Below are 19,777 nucleotides of genomic sequence, written 5' to 3'. Positions count from 1 at the left end.
TCTGTTCAGGCGTCGGCGTCGATCACGGCCAGCGCCGCGTCGATACCCCTGCCGATCGCCAGTTTCTGGCCGGCCGCGTTCATGGCGCCGCCAAGTGCCGTCAGCGCCGCGATCGCATAGATCGGCTGGGCGGTCGGACCCATATGGCCGATGCGCGTCAGCTTGCCCAAGGTCTCGCCGCGGCCAGACGAAAACACCACCCCGTAACGGGCGCGGGCAGCCTGGCGAAGCGCCTTCTCGTCGACACCTTCGGGCGTGCGGACAGCGGTCGTGGTCGGCGACGCGATGCTGTCGCTGGCCGCCCAGATCGACAGGCCCATCGCAGCAATGCCCGCGCGCATGGCCTTGGCGGTGAGCGCGTGGCGCGCCCATACCGCCTCCGGCCCCTCATTGAGATAGAGGTCGAGCGCGACATCGAGCCCGTTGATCTCCGAGACCGACGGCGTGAACGGAAACGGCTTATCCCGCGACCACGCATGCTCCCAATCGACGATGCTCAGCATCGACGCGCGGGGGGCTGCCTCGTTGCTCTTCATCTTGGCCCAGGCCCGCTCGCTGACGCCCATCATCGTCAGGCCGGGAGGCGCCCCCAGGCATTTGTTCGGGCCGGTGACATAGATATCGGCCTTGCAATCCTGCGGATGCGTCTTCATGCCGCCAAAGGACGAGACGGCATCGACGATGAGATAGCCGCCATGCGCTGAAACCAGCGCACCGATGGCGTCGATCGGATTGATGGTGCCGGACGGCGTGTCATGGTGGCAGACGGACACGATGGTGATTTCCGGATGCTTCTTCAGCATGTCGGCAACCGCCTGCGGATCGATCGCCTCGTTGTAGGGCACCTCGATCTCGAGCAGATGTGGCGAATAGCGCTTCGCCCAATAGCCGAACCCCTTGCCGTAAACGCCGGAGGCAAGGTTGAGCACGACATCGTCCGGCGTGATCAGCGAGGCCGCGGCGGCCTCCAGGCCAAGCACCGGCTCGCCATGCAGGATGACCGGCTTGTTCGACAGCCGCATGGCCTTTTGCGCCTTGTCGACCACACCCTCATAGAAAAGCTGGAACGCCGGGTCGTAGTCGTAGAGCACCGTGCGGCCGAGACCGCGCAGCACTTCGGCATAGGCGTTCACCGGTCCCGCGGTCAGGGTGATGACCGGATCGGCGTGTTCGAGATAGCGCATCGTCTTGTCTCCGGATTGGCGGCGGTCAGCCGTAGAATTGCGTACCGGTCTTGTAGGTCTTGAAGTTGTCCATGTCGTGCGAGTACATCAGCTCGGCGCCATGGTCTTCGGCGAGTTTCTTCACCTTGCGCATCGAATTGACGCCCGCCACCGGATCGATGTGGAAGGCCGCCTGGCACAGCGTCTCGAGGCTCTTCTGCGTATAGGCCGCATCGATCGTGAACATGATCGGCTTGCGCTTGGGGAACTCGACCAGCAGGCTGTAATGGCCGATCGAATGGCCGGGCGTCGAGATCAGCCGGACGCCCCTGGCAAGCTCGACGTCGCCATCGATGCCTTCAAAGGTCGAATTCGCCCGTGTCGTTCCCGCAAGCAATTGCCCGGTCGCGCCACGCGCTTCGGCAGCCTCCGCCGAAAAACTCAGATCGGAATAGCCGAGATGCTCGAAAGGTTCGGGATTGCAGGCCTGCGGCACCTCGGTCCGGTGGCAGATCTTCTTGGCGTGCGGAAAATACTTGTTGCCGCCGCAATGATCGAAGTGGAAATGCGAATTGACGACGACGTCGATGTCCTTCGGTTCGAGGCCGAGCAGCGCCAGGGCGCCTGGGATGGTCTGGTGCTTTTCCTGGATCGGCTTTTCGAACGGCAGCACCTTCATCACGTGATCGTAGTCGTAGCCGGTGTCGATGAGGAACCGGCCCTCGGCATGTTCGATCAGGATCGAATAGACGGGGAAGCGCACTTCGCCGCCAGGGCCGCGGTTCCAGAACACATGATAGCCGTCGAGAACGAGCGAGCCGCCGTCGAGCAGGTAGACCTTGGTATCCGACATTCTTGCCTCCTTTATTGGCGCGGGTCCCGTCCGCGCATGAATTGTCCTCAGCGCGCGCCGCGCTCATATGGAATGCCGAGCGCCGCCGGCAGGCTGGCGCGCCGGCCGAACAGCACCAGCATGATCATCACCGCCAGGAACGGCAGCATCTGGATGATGTCGGTCGGTATGTTGATGCCGGCCACTTGCATGGCCGTCGTCAGCGAAAGGCAGACACCGAACAGCAACGCGCCGAACAGCACCCAGATCGGGCGACCGCGCGCCAGCATGGCCAGCACGATGCCGAGAAAGCCCGCGCCATTGGTGATGAACGGAATGAACAGGCCGGCCCCGACATTGGCGAGATAGGCGCCGCCGAGCCCGGCCAACGCCCCGGTCGTCAGCACGGCGATGGTGCGGGTCCGCACGACATCGATGCCGGCGACATCGAGCGCGGCCGGCTTGTCGCCTGCCGCCTGCAAATTGAGGCCCAGCTGCGTGCGCCGGTAGATGTAGGCCATGCCGAAAACCAGTGCGACCGCCAGATAGACGATCAGATGATGCTTGAAGAATGCAGGCCCGATGACCGGAAGGTCCGAAAGCAGCGGAATGACAGTCGCATCCGCCGCGGGCAGGCGCGGGTAGCTGCGCGAGAACTGGAAATGGTGGAGCAGCGCCGTCAGGCCTTCCAGCCCCAAGGTCAGCGCGATGCCGATGACGATCTGGTTGAGCCCGATGCGCACGCAAAGCAGCGCCATGACAAGCGCCACCGCAGCACCCCCGGCGGCGCCGGTGAGAAAGCCCAGCCACAGCGACCCGGAATAGAAAGCGCCGACAAAGCCGAGATAGGCGCCGGCCAGCATCATGCCTTCGATGCCGATATTGAGCACGCCAGCCTTCTCGGAGATCTGCTCGCCGAGCCCGGCAAGCAGCAGCGGGATCGCTGCGGTGACGGCGCCGAACAGCAGCGCGCTGAGAAAGACCTCGCTGAAGAGCCCGGTCATGCCCTAGGCCCTCCGCGACTGGTTGTATCGGTGATCGAAATATTCGGCGAGCGCGAGCACGATCAGCACGATGGAAACCAGCACCAGCGTGAAATGATTGGGCACGCCGAGCCGGCGCGCCGCGCTCTCGCCGCCGATCGAAAGCACCGAAAGCAGGAACACGAAGCCGATGGCTGCAAAGCCGTTCATGCGGGCGAGAAACACGGCGGGTATTACGGCAAGCCCGTAGGCGGGATTCCAGTCGGCGCGGACATTGCCCTGGACGCCAATGATGTCGACGGCGCCGGCAAGCCCGGCCAGCCCGGCCGAAATGGCGAAGACGGCGACGGTCAGGCCGGGAACGCCGAGCCCCGAGTGAACCGCCGCTCGTGGATTGGCGCCGACGATCCTCAGCTTCAGCCCGAACGCCGTGCGCGTCATCACCAGATGCACGATGACGATCGCCGCCAGCCCAAGCAGCAGGCCACTGGTGATGGTCGTTTCGAACAGGCGCGGCAGCCGGTCCTCCACCGGCAGCGTGCGCGTCTGCGGCACGGTCGTGCTTGGGTCGCGAAACGCCAGCTTGACCAGCACATTGGCGAGCGAGGTGCCGAGGAACGTCATCATCAGGGTGGTGATGATCTCGTTGACGCCCTGATAGGCACGCAGCAGCGCCGGCACCAGCGACCAGATCATCGCCACCACCATGGCGATGAGAAACGAGCAGACCAGCGCCAGCCAGGCTGGCATGATCTGCACGAACACGGGAGCGCTGGCAGCCGCCGTCACCGCGCCAAGCAGGAACTGGCCGTCGCCGCCCAGATTCCACATGCCGGCGCGAAAGGCGACGATCAGGCCGGCGGCGAGAAACAGCAGCGGCGCCATGCGCGTCAGTGTCTGCTGGATGCCGAGCGGCGAGAACAGTCCCTTCTCCAGCACGAAGCCATAATAGGCCAGCGGGTCGACGCCGACGGCAAGCAGGATACAGCCGGCTATGACCAGCGCGATAAGGATCGGGCCGAGCGTCATCAGCAGCCGATGCAGGATGTCGGGGCGCGTCGCTGCCCCGCTCGTGGCATCGAGTGCGGTGGCGCTGACCGTGGGTGCGGTGTCGATGCTCATGCGGCAAGTCCGATCATCAGGCGACCGACCTTTGTGCGGGCGTCGTCTACGTTCTCGACGGTGCCGACCAAAGCGCCGTCGGCGATGACGGCGATGCGGTCGCACATGCCAAGCAATTCCTCGAGGTCGGTGGAGATCAGCAGCACGGCAAGGCCACGCGCCGCCGTATCGCGAATGCGCTGGCGCGACGCCAATGTGTTGGCGAGATCGAGCCCATAGGTCGGCTTGTTGAAGATCACCACCTTGGCGCCTTCAGCCAGTTCCCTTGCCAGAAGCACCTTCTGGATGTTGCCGCCGGACAGCCGCGCGACGGGCGTCTTCAGGCTCGGCGTGCGCACGTCGTATTCGCGCACGAGCTGCGCGGCGCGCTTGTCGATCTCCGCGCGCTGCTCGACGCCGTTGCGCCAGAACGGGGCCGCGCCGACCTGCTTGAGGAAGAAATTGATCGAGACCGGGAAGGTGCCGACAGTGCCCTCGCCCAGTCGGTCGTCGGTCAGGTAGCGAAGGCCGCGCCGGCGGCGCTCGCCGACGCTCAGCGTCTCGATGGCGGCGCCGTCCAGCCGCACCGAGCCGCTTGTGGCTGTACGCTGGCCGGCCAGCGCTTCCGCCAGCTGCTTCTGGCCGTTGCCGTCGATGCCGGCTATGCCGAGGATCTCGCCCGGGCGGATGTCGAAGGAGATCGACGACAGGCCCGGCGCATTGTCCGTCGCCGCTACCGCCAGGTCCGTCACCTGAAGCAGCGGGTCAGCGCCGGCGCGGGCAGTGCGGACAGGACGCTCGACGGCTTCCGGGTCATCCTTCTGCTTGCCGAACATCAATTCCACGATCTCCGAGACGATCTCCTGTTCGCCCAGCGTGCGAAACCGCTCGGGTGGAATCTCGCCGACCTTGCGGCCAAGCTTCAGCACCGAGATGCGGTCGCCGAAGGCAGCCGCCTCCTTGAGCTTGTGGGTGATGAAGACGATCGCAAGGCCCTGCTCGACAAGGCGGCGCATCAGCGCGCCCAGTTCGTCGATACCTTTCGGCGTCAGCATGGAGGTGGACTCGTCAAGGATGAGCAGCCGGCTGTTGCGCAGCATCGCGCGCAGGATCTCGACCTGCTGCTGCTCGCCGAGCGACAACTCTGATACCTTGGCTTGAAGCTTGACGGTGATGCCGAGCGTGCCGGTGATCTCGGCGACGCGCGCCGCCAGTTCCTCGGTCCTGGGGCGCTGCCACCACGGCCCGCCAAGCAGGAGGTTCTCCGCCACCGTTAGCGTCGGCACCAGCATCATGTGCTGGAATACGGTGCCTATGCCGAGTGCCAGCGCATGGCGTGGCGAGGTGATCGGCGTCGGTTTGCCGTCGACCAGTATGCGTCCTTCGTCAGGCTGCTGCAGGCCGGACAACATGCCGATCAATGTCGATTTTCCAGCGCCGTTCTCGCCCAGCAGCACATGCACTTCGCCCGGGCGGATCGACAGGTCGACGCTGTCATTGGCAACGATGCCGGGGAACCGTTTGGTCACGCCTTCAAGCGCGACGATGTCGCGCCCGGCAACGGACGATGAAGAAAAACCGCTCATGAAGCCCAGCACCAAAAAACAGGAATCGTCCGGAGGGGTGAACGGATCACCCCTCCGGCAGCCGACCATGATCGCCTTACTGGGCGACGCTGGTCATCAGTGCCCTTACGGCGGCCGCGTCATAGACCGGCTCGACCTTGATCTTGCCGGAAATGACGTCCTCGCGCAGCGCCTGGATTTCCGTCCAGACATTGTCCGGGATCGCAGCGGTCTTCAGCAACTTGACCGAGTCGTCCTTGAGGCCGATCGTATAGTGTTTGGTGCCGAACGTGTCCGCCTTCAGGTCGGCAATCATCGCCGCATAGACCGGCTCGATATTCCACACCACCGACGACAGCAGGAAGCCCTTGTCGATCGGTGACTTGTCGCCGATGACGTCGATGAAATAGACCTTGCCGCCATCGGCTGCCTTGGTTGTCTCGACCGCCTGCAGCATGCCGAAGCTCGAACCGTTGCCTTGGCCGAAGATGATGTCGGCGCCCGACGCGATCACGCTTTCGGTGACGCGCTTGCCGCCGGCCGCATCGCTGTAGGCGGCCGGGCCGATCACCGCGTAGGTGATCTTGACGTCCGGGTTCTCCGCCTTCACGCCTTGCGCGAACGCCGCCGACTGCGAATTCCACGATGGCGGTTCGCCCGACACCACGATGCCGACCGACTTGGAACGCGACACCTTGGCGGCGAGACGGCCGGCGAGATAGGCGCCCTCGTGGCCGCTCAGCGTATAGTCGGCGACAAGGCCCTTCTCCAGGCCGGCTGGCGTGTCGACGATTGCCACCGGAACTTTCAATTCCTTGGCGATTTCAGGCGCCGAGGTGTTGTAGCCGCTGGCATGCGCGATCAGCAGGCTGGCGCCGTCGGAGGCAAGTTCCCGCAAGGTCGGACGAACATCGCCATAGCCGAGGCCCTGGGCCACGACCACTTCGACGCCGGCGGCCTTGCCAGCCGCCTTGGCGGCATCGATGCCTTGCTGGTTCCAGCCGTAGTCCGTGCCTTCTTCGGGCGTGAGGATGGCGATCGACTTGACCTCGCCGGCAAGCGCGCCGCTCAACAAGACACTGGTCAATATAACTGCACTTACACTGCTCTTAAGAAGCTTTAACATGTTACCCTCTCTGTTGTTTCACCAATCAATATTCTTATTGTTATTGCGCGAAAGCGAGATAGACTGCCTAGGAAAAATTACATTGTGGAGCTCAGGCAAAGTGAAGATCCGTTATGCCCTTCCGGTGATGCTGGCGTTATCGTCCTTCGCCAACGCGGTTGAGTTGCACCATGTCGCCGTCCGCACCGGCACTGACGGGCTCGACATGGTTCCGTTGACGATTTCGAATGCGGGCAGCGAAGGCCTCTCCTGCAACGCCGACTTCGCCCACTGGTATTCGGCCGGGATCGCAACGATCGAGCCGGGCAAGAAGACCCGCGTCGAGCTCTGGTTCGATGCGAAGACCGGCACGTTCACGATCCTCAACGACAAGCGCGAGAACCTGCCCGTCGAGCGGCTGTGGTGCGGTCTGGCGAGCCGAGCATATGCCACCCGCGTGCAGATCACGCTCGACCGCACCGATGCGGCGAAAGGCGAGCGTGATGTGTCCTGCGCCATGGCGCAGGACAGCCTGGCCTGCCGGTAGGCGCTCATTCCCGCGTCCGTTCGAACATCGCGAGCCTCTTATTCCTTTGCCAGGAACGCGTCGGTGAAGACGTCGTCCGCCGACAGAGCCGCCTTGAGCACGCCCTGGTCCGTCAGCGTCTTTAGGGTCTCCTCCCACTGCGTCTTCGTCATCCAGCCGAGACCGTGTTCCTTGGTGTCCGGGCTGGTGAACGTCGAGGCGATGTCGGCATTGATCTGCGCCAGCAGTACGTCCTTCTTGTCCGCATAGCCGGGCGCTGCCTTGGCGGTGATCTCGGCGGCCTCTTCCGGATGAGCCACGACATAGTCGAAGGCCTCCCTATATGCCTTGACGAAGCGGCGCACGACGTCCGGCTTGTCCTTGATCATCGCCTGCGAGGTGAACAGGCCGGAGCCATAGGCTTTCCACCCATAGTCCGCCCCCATCATGATGCTGAGCGAGCCGGGGCCCCCGGCCTTCGCTTCCAGTTCGGGAACCTCCGCATCGATATAGCCGACGACCGTCTGAACCCGGCCAAGCAGCAAATAGCTTTCATAGGGCGGCGAGACGCTGTTCAGCGTCATGTCCTTTTCGGTCAGGCCGTTGGCGGCCAGGAAGCCTTTGAAGAAGATGTAGGTGGAACCGGCCGGATGAATGCCGATGGTCAGTCCCTTGAGGTCGGACGGCTTGGTGAGCTTCAGCGTCTTGGCCAGCGAAATGATCCCCAGCGGCGAGTGCTGATTGACGGCTGCCAGCGCCACGACCGGGACATTCTGCGACCGTGCGACGGCAAGCGTGGGAAGATCGCCGAACCCGAAATCCGCGTTCTCATTGCCCACCAGCCGCATCGCGTCCGGCGAGCCGGATCCCTTGCGGATCTCGGCCACATCGATGTCGTTCTTGGCGAAGAAGCCCTTTTCCTTGCCGACGAAGAACATGGCGTGATTGCCGCGCACGACCCAGTCGAGCTGGACGTTGACCTTGTCCGCCGCCAGAGCCGCGTTGGAAAAACCGAGTGCTGCAACAAACGCCGCGAAGGTAGCGGCCTTGATAAGTGAGCGTCTCAGCATTTTTTGTTCCCTTTTATGAATTGGTTGATCGAGCGGGCTAGGATTGGCTGAATTTCGGCGCCCACGGCACCACGATGCGTTCTAGGATTTCGGCGGCGTAGTAGAAGGCGATGCCAAGCACGGAAACGAGCAGCAGCGCTGCGAAGACCAGCGCCGTGTCGAGCTGGGTCGACGCGAACTGGATGACGTAGCCGAGACCGTCCGACGCCCCGGCGAACTCACCGACGATGGCGCCGATCACGCTCAACGTGGCGGCGATCTTGGTTCCGGCCATCAGGTTCGGCAGCGAGTGCGGAACGCGGATCCTGAACAGGATCTGCGTCGGGCTGGCCCCGACGGAATTCATCAGCGACAGCAGCGAGCGGTCGACCGATTGCATGCCCGCCAGCATCGACAGCGTCACCGGGAAGAAGGCGATGACCAGGATCAGGCCGATTTTGGGCGCCAGCCCATAGCCGAACCAGAGGATGAAGATCGGCGCGAGGGCTACTTTCGGCACGTTCTGGAACAGCACCACCAGTGGATACAGCGCGCGTCCCAACCAATCGAAGCGCACGATGACCAGCGCAATGGCAATGCCGACCACGACCGAGACCAGGAAGCCGAACAGGATCTCGCCCGCCGTCACCAGCGTCGCCTGCATCAGCGTGCCCCATTGCGCCACCAGCGACTTCGCGATTTCGGACGGGGCGGGAATGATGAAGGCGGATATGGCAAAGATCCGCACCGCGGCTTCCCACAGCACGATCGTCACCAGCAGGAGGATGACAGCCGGCAGCCAGCTGCCGGTCGCCGCACTCCAGCTGGAGGCGAGGCGCGGCTCGGAAAGGTCGATTATGGGTTGGTCGCTCAAGACGCGCCTCCCGGTTGATGGCTGGAGCGCAGCATCGTTCGCAACTGGACCACCAGCCTGACGAACTCCGGATCTTCGGTGACCGACAGGTCGCGCGGGTAAGGCAGCGCAATGTCGAGGCTCTCGGTGATCCGTCCCGGCTTGATCCCCAGCACGTGAACATGGCGCGACAGATGGATGGCCTCGTCGATGGAATGGGTGACGAGCACGATCGTCTTGCCGGTCCGCTGCCAGATCTCCAGCAGCGACTGGCCCATCGAATCGCGGGTGATGGCATCGAGCGCGCCGAACGGTTCGTCCATCAGCAGGACCGCCGGATCGAGCGCCAGGGCCCGTGCAATGGCGACCCGCTGCCGCATGCCGCCCGACAGCTCGTTTGGCCGCTTGTGGGCGCTGTCGCCCAGCCCCACCAGTTCCAGCATCTCCTGCCCGCGCGCCCGCAGATCCGAGCGCGAGAGCGACTTGTCGGCGATGCCGAGCAGCATCGAGGCATTGTCGACGGCGTTTTTCCAGGGGAGCAGGTTGGCGTCCTGGAAGACGAGGCCGATCATCCGCTTGCGCGCCGCCTCGACCGGCGCGAGCCCGGCGATCGAAACGCTGCCCTGGGTAGGCTGCACCAGCCCGGCCAGCACCTTGAGCAAGGTGCTCTTGCCACATCCGGAAGGACCGATAAGGGAAACGAATGATCCCTTTGGCACCGAAAGATCGATGTTCCTGAGGATCAGCTGACGGGCCATGACCACCGAAACGCCCTTGGCGGAGATTAGATCGTCATGGCGGATATGGGCCGGCCTGTCGCCGGCGGCTCGGATGGTTTCAATGCGCATGGCTTGTCGCCCCGCGCGCTGTTTTCTGCCGCACCCGCACCATCTTGATGGCGAAGGCGCCCTTCACACAAACAGCCGACCGGTGGAACTCCTCAAACCGGCTGGCCCTGTGCGCACCATGTGACATTGGCTACTCCCGGCCTTCCAGGATGCGCCGCACCGCGACGAGCTTGCGCGCCCGTTCACCTTGCAGCGCCTTTGTCTGCTCGGGCGTGTAGGCAAACATGCCCTCGCCCGACTTGATGCCGAATTTCGACGCAGCCGTCTTCTCCAGAACCATCGGCGCCACATCGTCGCGGTTGGAGAGATCGGCATTCAGGAAGGACGAGACGGATTTGTAGATATCCAGCCCCGCCATATCGAGCAGCGCCATCGGGCCGATGACCGCGATCTTGTAGCCTATGCCCCACGACACGCAGGTGTCGAGGTCTTCCGGCTCGATGACGCCGCGCTCGACAAGATCGACCGCCTCGCGCAGCAGCGCATAGAGCACGCGGTTCTCGACGAAGCCTGGAACGTCCTTCTTCACCACCACCGGCAGCAGGCCGATCGAGCGGATGAGATCGCGGATAACAGCCACGGTTTCAGGCGCGGTCTTCTCGCCGCCGATCACCTCGATCATCGGGATGATGTGCGGCGGGTTCGACCAGTGCATGCCGACCATCCGCTCGGGATGCGAGATATGCGCCTGCAGCTTGGTGATCGGGATGCCCGACGTGTCGGAAGCGACGATGACGGACGGGCCGATCAGTGGATCGATGTCACGATAGGTCTGCGCCTTGATGTCGATATTCTCGGGCACGTTCTCGATCACCAGTTCGGCGCCATCGACGGCCTCGGCGATCGTCTCGACGAAACGCACTTTGCCGGCACCAGTCCCGGGCGCCTCGATGTCGAGACGGTCGAGCACGCCGCCGGCAAGATCGAGCATGCCGCGGGCGCGCTCGATTGCCCCTGGCGAAACGTCATACGCCGTCACATCGAGCCCGCCGCGCGAAAGCCGCGCGGCGATGCCTGGACCCATCGTTCCCAGTCCGATGAGAGCGGCGCGCTTGATCATCATGCGGCCTTTGCGGGAGCAGCAGTGGTTGCCGCCTTGAAAGCCGGCCGAGCGGCGATCGCGGCCACCCAGCGCTCCAGATCGGGCATTGACGGCCGGTCGATCTTGAAGTCGACGCAGCGCTTCAGGATCGGCGCGCAGGCAATGTCGGCAAGGGTCAGCTTGCCGAGCGCCAGGAAGTCCTTGCCGGCCAGGTGGCCGTCGACGATCTTGAGCTGCGCGACAAGGTCCTTCACTTGTTCGTTGTATTCGGCGGTCTGTTCCTCGGGCGTGAGCTTGGCGCCCTTGAAGGCCGCCAGATAGCCCGGATTGACTGCCGCCAGCAGGAAGTCCATCCAGCGCTCGACCTCGGTCTTTTCCGCCGGCGTGGCGCCATTCAACTGTTCGCCGCCGAATGCCGCGAGATAGCGCAGGATGGTGTTGGACTCCCAGATCACGGTGTCGCCGTCGACCAGCGTCGGCACCTTGGAGGTCGGGTTGAGCGCCTTGTATTCCGCCGTCTGCGTGTTCTCGAACTGGCGGCCATAATCCTCGCGCTTGTAGGACGCTCCCAGCTCTTCGAGCATGAAGAGCACCTTCTGGACGTTGCCTGATGTCTGGCGGCCTAACAGCTTGTACATGTCGTCTCCTCGCTAGTGTCCAGGGCCTACTTGCTCGCCGGCAGCGGCTTGTAGACGATGGCGTCCATTTCGATCTTGGTGTTGATGACCGCTTTTGCCTCGACGGTCGTGCGCGCCAGAACGGCGTCGCCGATCCCTTCGAGGAACGCCTTGTTGTAGCGGCCGAAATCGCGCGTATCCTCGAGATAGGTGGTGATCCGCACGACATCCGACAGCGTCGCGCCTTCATGGGCGATGACGCGCGCGATGGTCTTCAGCGTCGCCAGCGTCTCTTCTTCGATCGTGCCGCTGATCATGTTGTTGTTCTCGTCTTTCGGCACCTGGCCCGAGACGAAGATGAAATCGCCGGCACGCACCGCCGGATGAAACGGCAGGTTCGGGTTCTTGTTGCCGATGGCGTAGTGGCTGGCGGATTTTCGCGTGCTGTCACTCAACATATCCCCCTAGAGAACGCTGGTTTCGATGACGTCGACGCCGCGGATGCGATCGATCAGGTAGACGATGCCGCGGTCGTCGATGGTCACGTCGTTGGACGACGAACGCTCCGCGCCCTCCGGCGCGTCGGGCATGAAATGACCGACTTCCTTTGGCGCGAACGGATCGGCGATGTCGACGAGGCGCAGCCCCTGCGCGAACCACGCAAACGGAATGACGGTTCCATTGAACCGCTCGGAAGGCTGATGGCAGCCGGTCATCTGCGGCTGCGGTGAACCGTCCGTGTCGAGGCCTGGCACCTGGAAGGTCGAGATCGGCAACGGGTTGGTCTCATCAGTGATGTCGTAAATCCAGGTGAAGGCCGGCGGCGATGGCCGAAGCTTGGCGACATCCTCGTCCGCCACCACCATGATGTTGCGGCCTTTGAGCGGCTGTGGAATCGGCAGGCAGGTGTGCGTGGGATGCGGAAAGCTCGGGCTCGAATTGACGTGCGAGACCAGCTTCGGCTTGGTGATGTCCGAAATGTCGAGGATGAACAAGCCATGATGCCAGTAGCTGACATAGAGTCTGTCGCCCATTCGCAGCGGATGGTGACAGCGCGGCGTGACATAGTCGTGCCAAGGATACTCTTCGCCGCCCCCGGTCCACTGGCCCGGTATCCACCAGCGTCCGACCTCGACCGGCTTCGCGGGATCGATCAGGTCGAGGATCATCACGATGTTGCCGACATAACCGTCGGCGGTCGGCGATATGTAGGCGTAACGGCCGTCGAAATCGTAGCGGTGGACGCCCTTGCCGCCGGTTATCCATTTCGAGATGAGCTTCGGCTGTGCCGGCTTGGTGGTGTCATAGAGCGCCAGTCCGCCGCCGAAATCAGCCGGGCCGGCGTCGCCAAAGCGCTCGTGGTTGATGATCATCAGTCCGTCCTTGGCGCGCACCTTGTGCGAGTGCCAACCGGGCGGGACATCGATCGTCGTAATTTTGCGCGGATTGCGCGGGTCGGAAATGTCGACCAGCGTCGTGCCGCTCGGCGGCCGCATGTGGCCGATATAGAGGATGTTGCCGTCGACCCAGACCTGACCGCCGCCTGGGCAGTCGACATGGCCGATCTGCTTTGTGTTGAACGCCGAAACCAAATGCATACGCCCTTGCTGCTGAAATTCCATTTCGATGTCCACGCCGCCAATGGCGGCGCGGACATTGCCTGCCGGAGGACCGGAACTAGACGAGACGGAGCAGATCGCCGGCCTGGTTGCGGCCCCAGCGCTTGTAGAGGAGCAGCGCCTTTTGCGTCGGCGCATCGGTGGCGCCGAAGAAGATCACCGGCTCGCTCGACGAGCCGTTGACATGCTCGACCCAGGAACCGCCGGGTATGGCGATGGTGTCGAACTGGTTCCAGTCATAGCGCTTGCCGTCGATGATCGAATGGCCGTTACCGCGGAACGGCGCCAAGAGCAGGCTGGCGGTCTCACGCTGCGGCAAGGTCTTCTCGCCGGGACGCAGCATCTGCACGTAGAAATTGATGGTGTGGAAGACGGGTCCGCCGGTCGTCGGATCGACATAGTCGATGACGATGCCTTCATGGGGGTCGCCTTCCCAATCCTTGTGGGCGTCGAGAACCGCTTCCATCTTCTCCCAGCGATAGACATACATCGGCGACGACAGGCCGCCGCCACGCTTGTGGTCGACGAAACGCGGCATCAGGCCACCTTCGCCATAGATGCGCTGTGAGTAGTCGCTCGGATAGCGGGCGGTCTGCACCTTCTTCTCGACTTCCTTGCCATCGACCATCTCGGTGTATTTGTGGTCGAAATGGACGGCATGCAGCGTTTCGACCAGCGGCAGGTCGAGCACCGACAGGTTGACCGCCTGCTCGCCGCCGACGGTGCCGTGATTGTGCCAGGCGTCGTTGGGCGTCAGCACCATGTCGCCCGGGCCGAAGACCACGTCTTCGCCCTCGACGCCGGTGAAGTTGCCCTTGCCCGTCAGGCCGAAGCGGATGGCGCTCGGCGAGTGCTTGTGCGGCGGCATGATCTCGTCGGGATCGTTCAAGCGGTAGGCGGTGTACATGGTGCTGACCGATGCACGCTTGGGTGCAAGACCGGGATTGACGAGGATCAGCGAACGGCGCTCGCTGTCGTCCATGGTCACAAGTTCGGCGGCGCGCTGGAGCAGGGGCTCGATGTCCGAATAGGACCACACGAAGGGAACGGCTTTCGACGTCGCCATCAGTTGCTTGATCTCGTCATGGTCGACGCCTTCCGACGTCGCCCAGAACGGAAACATGTTCTTTGCGTAGAGGGCGTCATAGAGGCCCTTGAGTGCCGCCTTCTTGTTGGTGAGCACATCGTTAGCTGGTTGCGCCAGGGACATATCGGACACCTCTCGTCACGAAGAAAATACTTCTAACCAACTCAACCGTATTCACATTGGTTTTGCTCGACAATACCCAAATTGCGAATTTTATAAGTTTTTGGTTGAGGTGCATTTTTGAGTGGCAAATGCCCAGAAATAGGCAGGAATAGCCTAGAAATGCACGAAACACGGCTCGCAATCAGCGCGTGAAACCGCTTCGCCACGGCCATGCGGACGCGCATGACAGTCCAACCAACGCAGTTTTTCAGTCTCAACCAAAAGACTTTGGTTGTATTCCGGCCGCCTTTATCAGGCCGCCACGCTCTGTCGAGCGCGGCTGCCGATCAGATCCGCGGCCTTTTCGGCGATCATGATGACCGCCGCATTGATGTTGCCGCAAACGAGGTCGGGCATGACCGAGGCGTCCACGACACGAAGCCCGGCAATGCCGCGCACCCGCAATTCCGGATCGACCACCGATGCCGCATCGACGCCCATGCGGCACGTGCCGGCCGGATGATGCACGGTGATCGAGGTCTTGCGGATATGCTCGTCGATCTCTTCGTCGCTCTCGCATTTCGGGCCGGGGAAGAACTCCGCGCCGACGAACGGGGTCATGGACGGCTGGCTGGCAAGGTTGCGCGCAACACGAAAGCCGGCGCGAAGCGACTGCCAGTCGCGCTGCGAGGACAGGAAATTCTGATGGATCAGGGGCGCGGCGACCGGATCGCTCGACGCCAGCTTGACGCTGCCGCGGCTCTCCGGCTGCACCGCAACGATACGGGTCGCAAAGCCGTCGGTGAACGGCGCCTTGAACGGCGACATGTAAGGCCATGCCCCAAGCGGCGCGGCGGTGAAAAGCAGCTGTACGTCCGGCAACGGCCGGCTTGCGTCGCTCTTCAGGAATGCCACGACGCCGCCAGGCACATCTCCCGAAAAGCCCTTTCCGGTGAGATAAGTCCTGACGAAATCCAGCCCGATACGATCGGCCCGCATCATCTTGAGAAACGGTCCAGGCTGTTTGCGCCGATACATCACGATAACCGAAACGTGGTCCTGCAGATTCTTGCCGACTTGCGCACGATCGACCTTCGTCTCGATGCCATGCGCCGCCAGCTCGCCGCTGTCGCCTATGCCTGACAGCATCATCAGCTGCGGCGTGTTGATGACGCCGCCGGCAAGCAGAACTTCGCGCCGCGCCAGAACTTCATGGCTCGCCCCGCCTCTGGTGTAGGCAATGCCGGCTGCGCGGCCATCCCTGAGCAGGATCTTCGTCGCCATCGCGCCGGTCAGCACCTTGACATTGCCGCGCCGCATGGCGGGCCTCAGATAGGCGGTTGCGGTCGAGCAGCGGCGGCCGTTGGCAATTGTCATCTGCAGCCGGCCGAAGCCTTCCTGTATGGCGCCGTTATAGTCATCGGTCTGCGGGTATCCGGCATCACGGCTGGCTGTGGCGAAGGCATCGATCAGTTCGTCCTTGTAGCGGCAGAACTGGGTGTTCAGCGGCCCGCTGCCGCCACGGTACCGGCTTTCGCCCGCTTCCCAGCGCTCCTGCTTCTTGAAGTAGGGCAGCACCTTGTCGAACGACCAGTCCGTCAGGCCGCTTGCCGCCCAGCGATCGTAGTCGCCGCGATTGCCGCGCACATAAGCCATGGCGTTGGTGGAGGAAGAGCCGCCGATGACCTTGCCGCGCGCGCATTCGACCTTGCGGCCGCCGACATTGGCCTCGGGCTCGCAGAAATACATCCAGTCGTGGCGGCGCTCCGTCAGTATCTTGCCCCAGCCGAGCGGGATGTGGATCATCGGATCGCGGTCCCAATCCCCCGCCTCCAGCAGAAGCACCGACACGGCGGGGTCTTCGCTCAGCCGGTTCGCCAGCACGCAGCCGGCCGATCCCGCACCGACAATGACGTAGTCAAAGGTTTCGCCAGCCGGCATGCGTGATCCTCGGGAGAAAGACGTCTGCCGCGATGGCAACCGTCGACATGGGCAGTCAACCATCGCGCAACTGGTGTTGTCAACCATTGCGTACAGTTGTAGATTGGTTGAATTGGTTGAGTGCCGTCGAACAGGTTTTCGTGTCACAATATGATGTCGGGACGTTGAGTCGGCGGTCTGCCGATCGGACAGGAGATTTGGTTTTGAGCGCATTCGAGCCGCAGGTCGGACCATCTGATCTCGACGACATCATCGCCGCGGTCCGCCAGTTGCAGCAGGGCGGCGGCAAGCTTCCGTCCGAGCGCGATCTTGCGGAACATCTGAGCGTCAAGCGCCATCAGCTTCGCAAGGCGCTTGAAGTGCTGCGCCTTTCGGGCGACCTCAAACCGGCGCGCGCCAGGCGGGCGCCGACCGCCCTTCCGAGATATGGCGAGGAACTGGTCAGGGTAACCAATCCGATCGAGGTTCTGGAATTGCGCCTGATCATGGAGCCGGGCCTTGCCCGACTGGCGTCGCTGCGCGCCTCCTCTTTCGAGACGGCGCGGATCCTCGACGCGGCAACCACGCCGGAGAACGCCCCGTCGGGTGAGGTCGACTTCGCTTTCCATCTCGCGATCATTGCCGCGGCCCGCAACCATCTCGCCGCGGAATTCTACAAGATGCTGCGCCAGGTCGGTGTCGATGCGCGGGTGAAGGTTGCGCGCACCGCGGCACCCACCTGCCCCAAGCGGATCGCCCACCGCGACGGCGAGCATCGCCTGATCGCCGAAGCGATCTCGCAGCGCGACCCCGAAGCGGCAGAGGCCGCAATGCGCGCGCACCTTTTGTCGGTGCAGAGACAGATCATGGAACGGTCGAATGCCGGCGCCTTTGCCGCGTGATCGCATCGCCTCTGACGTCGAGCCTGTGCGGGGAATTTCAAATTGAAACGTCATTTCGACGTGCTGGTGATCGGCGCGGGATCCGCTGGCTCGGTTGTTGCCAGCCGTCTCAGTGAAGACCGGTCGTGCCAGGTCGGCCTCATCGAGGCCGGGGCGATGCCGGCCGATCCCGACATCGCCGACCCGCTGAAATGGACGATGCTCCAGGGCCGCGCCTACGACTGGAGCTACCGGACCGTGCCCCAACCCTTCACCGCCAACCGCGTCCATGAATGGCCGCGCGGCAAAATCGTCGGCGGCTCGAGCTGCCTGCATGCAATGGCCTATGTGCGCGGCCATCCCGATGATTTCGAACCCTGGGTGCAAGCCGGCGGCGAGCGCTGGTCCTATCGGGGGTTGTTGCCGGGCTTCATCCGCAGCGAAGCCTTCACCGCCTTCGACGGGCCAACACGCGGCAGGAGCGGCCCGCTGGACGTCTATCTGCCGGACGCCGAGGTCAGTCCGGTCGTGCGTGCCTACATCGCCGCCGGGCGATCCATGGGGGCTCCCGCCCTGAGCGACCACAACAGCGGCGAGCTGGTCGGCACCAGCCCCAATTCACTCAACATACGCGACGGCAAGCGCCTGAGCGTCGCCGACGCCTATCTGCCGCCGCGGGTCATGGCGCGGCCGAACCTGACCTTGCTCGCCGGCCACGAGGTCGAGCATCTGGTGCTGGACGGCCACAAGGTCACGGGCGTGAGCGTGGTCTGCGAGGGCCAGACCAGAACGCTCTGTGCCGACCGGATTGTCCTTTGCGCGGGCGCCGTGTCCACGCCGCTCATCCTCATGCGGTCGGGCATTGGTTGCCCGGATACGCTGAAGCAGGCTGACATACGCTGCCTTGCCGATCGCAGCGAGGTGGGCCGCAACCTGCAGGATCATCTGCTGGCTCTTGGAAATGTCTACAGCACCAAAAAGCCGGTGCCGCCTTCCCGCCTGCAGCACTCCGAATCGCTGATGTATCTGCACAGCGACGACCCGACCCGCTCCATGGGAAGTCCCGATATCGTGCTCGCCTGCGTCGTCGCTCCGTCGGCGGCCGAGGGCCTGAATGCCCCGCTTTATGGCTCGGCCTTTACCATCCTTTGCGGCGTCACTCATCCGACAAGCCGCGGGCGCATCACACCGAGCGGGCCGGGCCGCAACGATGCGCCGGTCATCGATCCGCATTATCTGGAAACCGAACACGATCGCGCGACATTCAGGATGGCGTTGAAGCGGGCGCGCATGGTCGGCCATCATGAGGCCCTGGACGAATGGCGCGATACGGAGATCCTGCCAGGCGCACCGGTTCGGTCCGATGCCGAACTCGATGCTTTCATCGCCAGGGCTGCTTCCACCCATCACCATCCGGCCGGCACCTGCCGGATGGGTCGTGACACCGAGGCCGTCGTCGATCCTGACTTGCGGCTGAACGGCTTCGACAATGCCTTTGTCGTCGACGCCTCGGTGATACCGGCGATCCCGAGCGGACCGATCAACGCGGCGATCGTCGCCATCGCCGAAACCTGGGCGGCGTCTTCACGGGTTACCGCGGCGGCCGCGTGACGGCGGCCGCATCCGACACTTCCCCTGGGTTCCGAATGGCTCTGCTTCCCGGCGACTATCAGCTATGGAGATGCGTCAGCTCAAACGCCGCTCCGTCCTGGACGCCGGCCATGCGCTGCTCGGCGGACCGGAACATGTCCGCGAACTCCACCTGGTTCTCGAACACCACGCCGCCGACCTTGACCGTCAAGGCATCCTCGGTGCCTTTTGGCGCGAAATAGACTTGTGCGATGCGCGCCCTGATACGCTCGCCGATTTCCCTGGCTTCTGCTTCGGTCGCGCCGGCGAGGAAGACCCCGAACATCGACGTCCCCATGCGTCCAACCAGATCCTCCGCGCGCACTGACGATTGTATGGTTGAGGCTATGAGCCGCAAGGCTTGATCGCCCCATTCAAGACCAAAGCGCAGGTTGATGGACCGCAGATGCTCCGAATGGATGACCAGGAAGGCGCCGGATTTCGGCCCCGGCACCGACGGCCCTGCGGTTCTTTTTTCGACCATCGACGTGAAGACCGCTCCGTTCAGGCAGCCGGTCGTGGTGTCGAAGGTTGCCGACTTGTCGAGTTCCCGGCGATAGCGACGAAGCTCGATCTGTTTCAATCCAACGAACAGAAAAAGCGGAACACCAAGAACAACAGGCAACAGGATTGCCGTGACCATGCTGCGCCCAAATGGCGTCAGCGCCTCGGAGAACAGAAGCAGATAATTGAGACCGACGGAAACGCCCAGGATTGAAGTGGTTCCCAGAAAGGTCAGCAAAGCGACGCCTTTCCATGCCTGGTCGGTGGTGCTCGCCATAGTCTTTGTCACTGGCCGATCTCCTGTGGATGGGCTTGTATAAGGCCGGTGTGTTGCAATTTCAGTTTCAAGGA

Annotated in this window: 19 protein-coding genes; 3 read left to right on the top strand and 16 right to left on the bottom strand. The window is 63.3% G+C overall.

What is annotated here, in order from left to right:
* Positions 1-5: 5 nt before the first annotated feature.
* From ppaT to AC0NIL_RS10530, 6 genes are all read right to left on the bottom strand, one after another.
* Entirely contained in the window at positions 6-1,184 is a 1,179-nt protein-coding gene (gene ppaT / locus AC0NIL_RS10555; RefSeq protein ID WP_275954996.1) for a pyridoxamine--pyruvate transaminase, read from the bottom strand.
* A gap of 25 nt (positions 1,185-1,209) precedes the next feature.
* On the bottom strand, positions 1,210-2,016 hold the full coding sequence (gene pldA, locus AC0NIL_RS10550; RefSeq protein ID WP_013529871.1) for a 4-pyridoxolactonase: 807 nt from the start codon (positions 2,014-2,016) through the stop codon (positions 1,210-1,212).
* A 47-nt stretch (positions 2,017-2,063) separates the two neighbouring features.
* Positions 2,064-2,999: a putative B6 ABC transporter permease subunit 1 gene (locus AC0NIL_RS10545; protein ID WP_275954997.1), complete on the bottom strand. Its 936-nt coding sequence runs from the start codon at positions 2,997-2,999 to the stop codon at positions 2,064-2,066.
* Positions 3,000-3,002: 3 nt separating this feature from the next.
* Positions 3,003-4,100: a putative B6 ABC transporter permease subunit 2 gene (locus AC0NIL_RS10540; protein WP_275954998.1), complete on the bottom strand. Its 1,098-nt coding sequence runs from the start codon at positions 4,098-4,100 to the stop codon at positions 3,003-3,005.
* Positions 4,097-5,665 (bottom strand): putative B6 ABC transporter ATP-binding protein, encoded by a 1,569-nt coding sequence (locus AC0NIL_RS10535; RefSeq protein ID WP_027163702.1) that lies wholly within the window; start codon positions 5,663-5,665, stop codon positions 4,097-4,099. The genes AC0NIL_RS10540 and AC0NIL_RS10535 overlap by 4 nt, the downstream gene beginning before the upstream one ends.
* 76 nt (positions 5,666-5,741) lie before the next feature.
* Positions 5,742-6,731 carry a putative B6 ABC transporter substrate-binding protein gene (locus tag AC0NIL_RS10530; RefSeq protein WP_244506860.1) on the bottom strand — a complete coding sequence of 330 codons (990 nt, stop codon included), beginning with the start codon at positions 6,729-6,731 and terminating at the stop codon, positions 5,742-5,744.
* A 139-nt stretch (positions 6,732-6,870) separates the two neighbouring features.
* On the opposite strand from AC0NIL_RS10530, the gene AC0NIL_RS10525 reads away from it, so the two are divergent.
* On the top strand, positions 6,871-7,296 hold the full coding sequence (locus AC0NIL_RS10525; protein ID WP_063172982.1) for a hypothetical protein: 426 nt from the start codon (positions 6,871-6,873) through the stop codon (positions 7,294-7,296).
* A gap of 38 nt (positions 7,297-7,334) precedes the next feature.
* On the opposite strand, the gene AC0NIL_RS10520 is transcribed toward AC0NIL_RS10525, so the two are convergent.
* The 9 genes from AC0NIL_RS10520 to AC0NIL_RS10480 all read right to left on the bottom strand — a co-directional run bounded on the left by AC0NIL_RS10520 (position 7,335) and on the right by AC0NIL_RS10480 (position 16,433).
* Complete coding sequence (locus AC0NIL_RS10520; RefSeq protein WP_024505123.1) at positions 7,335-8,345, bottom strand: ABC transporter substrate-binding protein; 1,011 nt, start codon at positions 8,343-8,345, stop codon at positions 7,335-7,337.
* Positions 8,346-8,382: 37 nt separating this feature from the next.
* Positions 8,383-9,198, bottom strand: coding sequence for an ABC transporter permease (locus AC0NIL_RS10515; protein WP_013529864.1), 816 nt, complete (start codon positions 9,196-9,198; stop codon positions 8,383-8,385).
* Entirely contained in the window at positions 9,195-10,025 is an 831-nt protein-coding gene (locus tag AC0NIL_RS10510) for an ABC transporter ATP-binding protein (protein WP_013529863.1), read from the bottom strand. Before AC0NIL_RS10510 ends, AC0NIL_RS10515 begins: the two co-directional genes overlap by 4 nt.
* A 130-nt stretch (positions 10,026-10,155) precedes the next feature.
* Positions 10,156-11,085, bottom strand: a complete 930-nt coding sequence (gene fhmpcd1 / locus AC0NIL_RS10505; protein WP_024505124.1) for a 5-formyl-3-hydroxy-2-methylpyridine 4-carboxylate 5-dehydrogenase — start codon at positions 11,083-11,085, stop codon at positions 10,156-10,158.
* Positions 11,085-11,705 (bottom strand): glutathione S-transferase family protein, encoded by a 621-nt coding sequence (locus AC0NIL_RS10500; RefSeq protein ID WP_275955001.1) that lies wholly within the window; start codon positions 11,703-11,705, stop codon positions 11,085-11,087. Before AC0NIL_RS10500 ends, fhmpcd1 begins: the two co-directional genes overlap by 1 nt.
* A gap of 26 nt (positions 11,706-11,731) precedes the next feature.
* Positions 11,732-12,142, bottom strand: a complete 411-nt coding sequence (locus AC0NIL_RS10495; RefSeq protein ID WP_013529860.1) for a RidA family protein — start codon at positions 12,140-12,142, stop codon at positions 11,732-11,734.
* A gap of 6 nt (positions 12,143-12,148) precedes the next feature.
* Positions 12,149-13,306, bottom strand: coding sequence for an LVIVD repeat-containing protein (locus AC0NIL_RS10490; protein ID WP_473574195.1), 1,158 nt, complete (start codon positions 13,304-13,306; stop codon positions 12,149-12,151).
* Between the two features lie 55 nt (positions 13,307-13,361).
* Positions 13,362-14,513: a cupin domain-containing protein gene (locus AC0NIL_RS10485; protein ID WP_063172986.1), complete on the bottom strand. Its 1,152-nt coding sequence runs from the start codon at positions 14,511-14,513 to the stop codon at positions 13,362-13,364.
* Positions 14,514-14,804: 291 nt separating this feature from the next.
* On the bottom strand, positions 14,805-16,433 hold the full coding sequence (locus AC0NIL_RS10480; RefSeq protein ID WP_473574196.1) for a GMC family oxidoreductase: 1,629 nt from the start codon (positions 16,431-16,433) through the stop codon (positions 14,805-14,807).
* A 203-nt stretch (positions 16,434-16,636) separates the two neighbouring features.
* Here AC0NIL_RS10480 and AC0NIL_RS10475 point away from each other — a divergent pair, with 203 nt between their 5' ends.
* Complete coding sequence (locus AC0NIL_RS10475) at positions 16,637-17,314, top strand: FadR/GntR family transcriptional regulator (RefSeq protein WP_063172988.1); 678 nt, start codon at positions 16,637-16,639, stop codon at positions 17,312-17,314.
* Between the two features lie 42 nt (positions 17,315-17,356).
* On the top strand, positions 17,357-18,904 hold the full coding sequence (locus AC0NIL_RS10470; RefSeq protein ID WP_473574197.1) for a GMC family oxidoreductase: 1,548 nt from the start codon (positions 17,357-17,359) through the stop codon (positions 18,902-18,904).
* 58 nt (positions 18,905-18,962) lie between these two features.
* On the opposite strand, the gene AC0NIL_RS10465 is transcribed toward AC0NIL_RS10470, so the two are convergent.
* Entirely contained in the window at positions 18,963-19,715 is a 753-nt protein-coding gene (locus tag AC0NIL_RS10465; protein WP_473574198.1) for a GGDEF domain-containing protein, read from the bottom strand.
* Positions 19,716-19,777: the final 62 nt, after the last annotated feature.

Source organism: Mesorhizobium sp. WSM1343, from assembly GCF_055901535.1.
Note: the sequence above shows the minus strand (reverse complement) of the source record. Positions and strands in the feature narration are given on the sequence as shown.

Coding starts and splice junctions, on each gene's coding strand:
- ppaT (WP_275954996.1), bottom strand. CDS start 1,184: ATGCGCTATCTCGAACACGCCGATCCGGTCATCACCCTGACCGCGGGA.
- pldA (WP_013529871.1), bottom strand. CDS start 2,016: ATGTCGGATACCAAGGTCTACCTGCTCGACGGCGGCTCGCTCGTTCTC.
- AC0NIL_RS10545 (WP_275954997.1), bottom strand. CDS start 2,999: ATGACCGGGCTCTTCAGCGAGGTCTTTCTCAGCGCGCTGCTGTTCGGC.
- AC0NIL_RS10540 (WP_275954998.1), bottom strand. CDS start 4,100: ATGAGCATCGACACCGCACCCACGGTCAGCGCCACCGCACTCGATGCC.
- AC0NIL_RS10535 (WP_027163702.1), bottom strand. CDS start 5,665: ATGAGCGGTTTTTCTTCATCGTCCGTTGCCGGGCGCGACATCGTCGCG.
- AC0NIL_RS10520 (WP_024505123.1), bottom strand. CDS start 8,345: ATGCTGAGACGCTCACTTATCAAGGCCGCTACCTTCGCGGCGTTTGTT.
- AC0NIL_RS10510 (WP_013529863.1), bottom strand. CDS start 10,025: ATGCGCATTGAAACCATCCGAGCCGCCGGCGACAGGCCGGCCCATATC.
- fhmpcd1 (WP_024505124.1), bottom strand. CDS start 11,085: ATGATCAAGCGCGCCGCTCTCATCGGACTGGGAACGATGGGTCCAGGC.
- AC0NIL_RS10500 (WP_275955001.1), bottom strand. CDS start 11,705: ATGTACAAGCTGTTAGGCCGCCAGACATCAGGCAACGTCCAGAAGGTG.
- AC0NIL_RS10495 (WP_013529860.1), bottom strand. CDS start 12,142: ATGTTGAGTGACAGCACGCGAAAATCCGCCAGCCACTACGCCATCGGC.
- AC0NIL_RS10490 (WP_473574195.1), bottom strand. CDS start 13,306: ATGGAATTTCAGCAGCAAGGGCGTATGCATTTGGTTTCGGCGTTCAAC.
- AC0NIL_RS10485 (WP_063172986.1), bottom strand. CDS start 14,513: ATGTCCCTGGCGCAACCAGCTAACGATGTGCTCACCAACAAGAAGGCG.
- AC0NIL_RS10480 (WP_473574196.1), bottom strand. CDS start 16,433: ATGCCGGCTGGCGAAACCTTTGACTACGTCATTGTCGGTGCGGGATCG.